This is a genomic window from Kitasatospora sp. NPDC059803, from assembly GCF_042732255.1.
GTDB lineage: Bacteria > Actinomycetota > Actinomycetes > Streptomycetales > Streptomycetaceae > Kitasatospora.
This window is the reverse complement of the sequence record NZ_JBHWIJ010000290.1, coordinates 5,666-10,300: the sequence shown is the minus strand read 5'-3', so window position 1 is coordinate 10,300 and position 4,635 is coordinate 5,666. Positions and strand designations below refer to the sequence as shown.

The window sequence follows — 4,635 nt, the reverse complement described above, 5'->3', positions numbered from 1 at the left end:
CCGCGTGGGGGGGCGGGGGGGGGGGGGCGGGGCGGGGCGCCCCCCCCCCCCCCCGGGGCTCAGCCCTCCTGGCCGCCGAAGCGGGTGGTCCAGGCGGCCAGGTCCTCGTCGGTGATCTTGGCGAACAGCACCGGCGGCACGGTGAACGCCGTCCCGGCCGGCACCAGGTCCAGTGCCCGCGCCTGCTCCGGGCCGACCCAGGACAGGCCGGCCGCCGGAGCGTCCCCGGGCAGGGCGAAGGCGCCGCGCATCGCCGCCGCCGCGGTCGGGATGAACGGCTCGGAGACCACCGCGTACAGCTGGATCAGGTTCATCGCGGTGCGCAGGGTCAGCGCCGCCGCGTCCGGGTCGGTCTTCACCTGGAGCCAGGGCGCCTTCTCGTCCAGGTACGCGTTGCCCGCGCTCCACAGCGCGCGCAGCCCCTGCGCGGCCTTGCGGAAGTTGAGTGCGTCCAACTGGGCCTCGTACTCGGCCAGCAGGGTGGCGATCTGCTCGCCGAGGCGCTGTTCGGCCTCGCCGGGCGCGTGGCCGGCCGGGACGGCGTCGCCGAAGCGCTTGCGGCTGAAGGTGAGCACCCGGTTGACGAAGTTGCCGAGGGTGTCGGCGAGGTCCTTGTTGACGACGGAGGCGAAGAGGTCCCAGGTGAAGCTGGAGTCGTCCGACTCGGGGGCGTGCGCCATCAGGAAGTAGCGCCAGTAGTCGGCCGGCAGCAGTTCCAGGGCGACGTCGGTGAAGATGCCGCGCTTCTGGCTGGTGGAGAACTTCCCGCCGTAGTACGTCAGCCAGTTGAAGGCATTGACGTAGTCGACCTTCTTCCACGGCCGGCGCGAGCCGAGGATCGTGGCCGGGAACATCACGGTGTGGAACGGGACGTTGTCCTTGGCCATGAACTCGGTGTACCGGACGCTGTGGTCGGCCTCGTACCACCAGGACTTCCAGTCCCGGGCCTGCCCGGCCGGGGCCGCGTCCGTCCACTCCTTGGTGGCGCCGATGTACTCGATCGGGGCGTCGAACCAGACGTAGAACACCTTGCCCTCGGCCGCCAGCTCCGGCCAGACGTCGGCCGGCACCGGGACGCCCCACTCCAGGTCGCGGGTGATCGCGCGGTCCTGGAGGCCTTCGGTGAGCCACTTGCGGGCGATCGAGGAGGCCAGCACCGGCCAGTCGTCGCCGTGGGCGGCGATCCACTGTTCGACCTCGTCGGTCAGCTCCGACTGGAGCAGGAACAGGTGCCTGGTCTCCCGGACCTCCAGGTCGGAGCTGCCGCTGATCGCCGAACGCGGCTCCAGCAGGTCGGTCGGGTCCAGCACCCGGGTGCAGTTCTCGCACTGGTCGCCGCGTGCCTTGTCGTAGCCGCAGTGCGGGCAGGTGCCGACGATGTAGCGGTCCGGCAGGAAGCGGCCGTCGGCGTTGGAGTACACCTGCCGGATCGCGCGCTCCTCGATGAAGCCGTTGCGCTGGAGTTCGCGGGCGATCTCCTGGGTGATCTCGCGGTTCTGCGGGGAGGAGCTGCGGCCGAAGTGGTCGAAGGACAGCCCGAAGCCGTCGTACACCGCCTTCTGCGCGTCGTGCGCCTGGGCGCAGAACTCGGCGACGGGCAGCCCGGCCTCCTGCGCGGCCAGTTCGGCGGGCGTGCCGTGCTCGTCGGTCGCGCAGATGTAGAGCACCTCGTGGCCGCGCTGGCGCAGGTAGCGGGAGTAGACGTCCGCCGGGAGCATCGACCCGACCATGTTGCCCAGGTGCTTGATCCCGTTGATGTACGGAAGGGCGCTGGTGATCAGGTGCCGAGCCATCCTCGGATGCTCCGATTTCTCCCGCACGCGCACCCCACCCGGAGTGCTGTGCCAGGCGCAGGGGTCCACTGTGGGCTGCCAAGCCTACCGCCGCCGGGCCGGGAGGGCGGTGCGGTTCAGGGGTGGGTGCGGTTCAAGGGCGGTGCTGCTGGGGGACGGGTGCGGCTCGGGTGCGGTGCCGCTCGGGTGCGGGTGCGGTTCAGGGCCCGACGGAGTCGCTGTACCGGTCGAACTCCCCGGCCTTCACCCCGCGGACGAACGCGGCCCACTTGCGCGGCGTGGTCCGGACGACGATCTCGGGGCGGTCCGACTCGCGGATCTCCACCAGACCGTCGGCGGCTCTGATCTCGACGCACTCGTTGCTCTCGCCGCTGGACGAGGACTTCCGCCACTCAGTCATGAGAAGTCTTTCAGTAAGGCCCGGATGAAGTCCCGGGACTCGGCCGGCCCGAGGGCGACCGCGGCGGTCTCCTCCTTGATCTGTCGGTAGGTCTGCAGTTCGGTGTCGAGGTGCACGAACTTCGGCCCGTTCGAGAGGTCGATCTGCACGGTGTCGAGCTCGGGAACGGGCCCGCGGGCGAGGTAGAGGCTCTCTCCGGACCCAGGAAAGGTGTCGACGCTGAACGGGATGGTCCGGATCTCCACCCCGGGCCGCTCGGAATCCTCCAGCACGCCGAGCAGCTGGTCGCGCAGCACCACCGCCCCGCCGAACTGCATGCGCAGTGCGGATTCGTGGATGTACGCGGCGTACGGCTTCGGGCGTTCGGTGAACAGCCGCTGGCGCTGGATCCGGAATGCCGTGCGGGCGTCGGCGTCCGGCTGGGGCATGGGCGGCCGGACCCGGGCGAACACCGCGGAGGCGTACGCCGAGGTCTGCAGCAGTCCGGGGATGAAGGTGGTGTGCAGGATGGCCAGCGACTCGGCGTGGTGTTCCATTTCCGCGATGTCGATGAGTCCGCCGGGCAGCCTGCCGCGGTAGCCGTCCCACCAGTACTTGCGCCGGTCCTGTGTCATCGCGAGCAGCGCGTCGAGGTAGGGGCCGTCGGAGCAGTGGCAGGTGCGGGCCCAGAGCCGGAGCCGTTCGGCGCTGATGCCGGACTTCCCGTTCTCCATCTGCGAGATCTTGGGCAGGTCGGTGCCCAGGGTGGCGGCCAGGCTCTTGGGCGTCACGCCCACGCGTTCGCGCATCTTGCGCAGCTCGATGCCAAGGCGCTGCTGACGCACGGTCGGCGACAAGCGGGGTGGCATGACTCTCTTCTCCGGATCGCGGCTCGGGTCGATGCTTCCGGTGAAGTGTGCCGTGCTTACCCGGCCCTAGCTACTGAAATGGGGGATACCCCACGATGGAGTGAACGTTCTCCCGCTCGGTAGCAAGTCTTGCACCTCGACCCTATGGTCGATCCCGCGTCAGTCACTGACTTGTTGTGGCCTAAACAGCCGCCAATCAGCCGTAAATACACACCAGATGCATGGTCGGCACGCTCGACATCACCGACCGGAGACTGTCATGCCGCTTCCGCTGCTTCTCGCCCCCGCCCACCGCATTCCCGCTACCCGGTGAACGGCCTGCTCGTCGCCGGTTTGTCCGCCCTCCTGCTCGCCGTCCTATTCGTCGGCTGGCTGGTCTGGCTGGTCAACGCCCAACCCCGCGAACCGCGTTCCGCAAAACGCGAGTTCGTCGTCCGTCATTCCTCCGCCGCCGTCGAGAAGAAATAGCGCGCGGCAGCGGTGGCCCCCCGCCGGGAGGGGGGCCACCGGAGGGCGCGGTCAGCCGTCGCCGAAGTGGTCGAATTCGCCGCGCTTCACGCCCTCGATCCAGAGCGCGAACTTCTGCGGGGTGGTGACGATGATCGCGTCGGGGCTCTCGGATTCGCGGACCTCGATCAGCCCCCGTTCGTTGACGGACACCTCCACGGAGTCACTGCCGTCCCGGGTGCTGCTGGTGGACTTCTGCCACTGCTGGGTCATCGGTTGCCTTCTCCCATTCCGGTTCCTGCCTGGCACCCTGGACAACTCCCGGGCGGCCGTTCAGGAACGGGGGCGCACGGAGGGTTCGGCACCGCGCGAAAGGCGCTCGACGAGGCGGATCCGGGCGACGGGCCACTCGTCGGCGAGCATCGAGAAGTAGGCGGTGTCGCGCCACACGCCGGTGTCGCGCCGCTTCTCGCGGCGGTGGACGCCCTCGTACTGGGCGCCGAGGCGCAGGATCGCGTTGCGGGAGCGCTCGTTGAGCGCGTCCGTCTTCCAGTAGACCCGGCCCATGCCCAGGTCGTCGAAGGCGTGGGAGAGCAGCAGCAGTTTGGCCTCGGTGTTGACGGGTGTGCGCCAGACCGAGCGGTCGTACCAGGTGCCGCCGATCTCGACGACCTCGTCGACGGCCCTGAAGTCGTAGTAGCCGGTGACGCCGACGGCCCGGCCGCTGGGGAGGTCGATCACGGCGAACTTCACCGCCGATCCGGCCGCCACCTCGGCGAGCCGGGCGTCGATGATCGCGCCGAGTTCCTCCTCGGTGGCGGGCGGGAGGGAGGGGATCCAGCGCCAGACCTCCGGGTCGGGGCCGACGCCGGCCCACAGGTCGGGCAGGTGGTGGCGGCCGAGGGGTTCCAGGCGGATGTGGCGGCCGGTGAGGGTGACGGGTGTGGGCGGCTGTGCGGTCATGCCGGAAAGGTAGCGCCACGCTGCACTAGATGCAATGGACTTCTGCGCTAGTGCAAAATTGACGGAGCGGGCAAAGTGAAGGGGGGCGGGGGGGGGGTGACGCCCGGGCCCGCGCACGCGGTCGATATACATATAGACATTATGTTGTAGGTGGAGGCGGGGGCCCGCGCGCCCCCCCGGAGGG

Annotated in this window: 6 protein-coding genes; 1 reads left to right on the top strand and 5 read right to left on the bottom strand. The window is 69.7% G+C overall.

The window, feature by feature from the left end; all coding sequences use genetic code 11:
* Nucleotides 1-59: 59 nt before the first annotated feature.
* The 3 genes from metG to ACFV6I_RS32340 form a co-directional block, all read right to left on the bottom strand.
* Nucleotides 60-1,793: a methionine--tRNA ligase gene (gene metG, locus ACFV6I_RS32350; protein WP_380429166.1), complete on the bottom strand. Its 1,734-nt coding sequence runs from the start codon at nucleotides 1,791-1,793 to the stop codon at nucleotides 60-62.
* Between the two features lie 199 nt (nucleotides 1,794-1,992).
* Nucleotides 1,993-2,193 (bottom strand): DUF397 domain-containing protein, encoded by a 201-nt coding sequence (locus tag ACFV6I_RS32345; RefSeq protein WP_063348346.1) that lies wholly within the window; start codon nucleotides 2,191-2,193, stop codon nucleotides 1,993-1,995.
* Nucleotides 2,190-3,041, bottom strand: coding sequence for a helix-turn-helix transcriptional regulator (locus ACFV6I_RS32340; RefSeq protein WP_063348345.1), 852 nt, complete (start codon nucleotides 3,039-3,041; stop codon nucleotides 2,190-2,192). Before ACFV6I_RS32340 ends, ACFV6I_RS32345 begins: the two co-directional genes overlap by 4 nt.
* Before the next feature lie 309 nt (nucleotides 3,042-3,350).
* Here ACFV6I_RS32340 and ACFV6I_RS32335 point away from each other — a divergent pair, with 309 nt between their 5' ends.
* On the top strand, nucleotides 3,351-3,509 hold the full coding sequence (locus ACFV6I_RS32335; protein WP_159398464.1) for a hypothetical protein: 159 nt from the start codon (nucleotides 3,351-3,353) through the stop codon (nucleotides 3,507-3,509).
* A 51-nt stretch (nucleotides 3,510-3,560) separates the two neighbouring features.
* On the opposite strand, the gene ACFV6I_RS32330 is transcribed toward ACFV6I_RS32335, so the two are convergent.
* Complete coding sequence (locus ACFV6I_RS32330) at nucleotides 3,561-3,761, bottom strand: DUF397 domain-containing protein (RefSeq protein WP_063348344.1); 201 nt, start codon at nucleotides 3,759-3,761, stop codon at nucleotides 3,561-3,563.
* Nucleotides 3,762-3,821: 60 nt separating this feature from the next.
* Nucleotides 3,822-4,451, bottom strand: coding sequence for a GNAT family N-acetyltransferase (locus ACFV6I_RS32325; RefSeq protein ID WP_063348343.1), 630 nt, complete (start codon nucleotides 4,449-4,451; stop codon nucleotides 3,822-3,824).
* Nucleotides 4,452-4,635 lie beyond the last annotated feature (184 nt).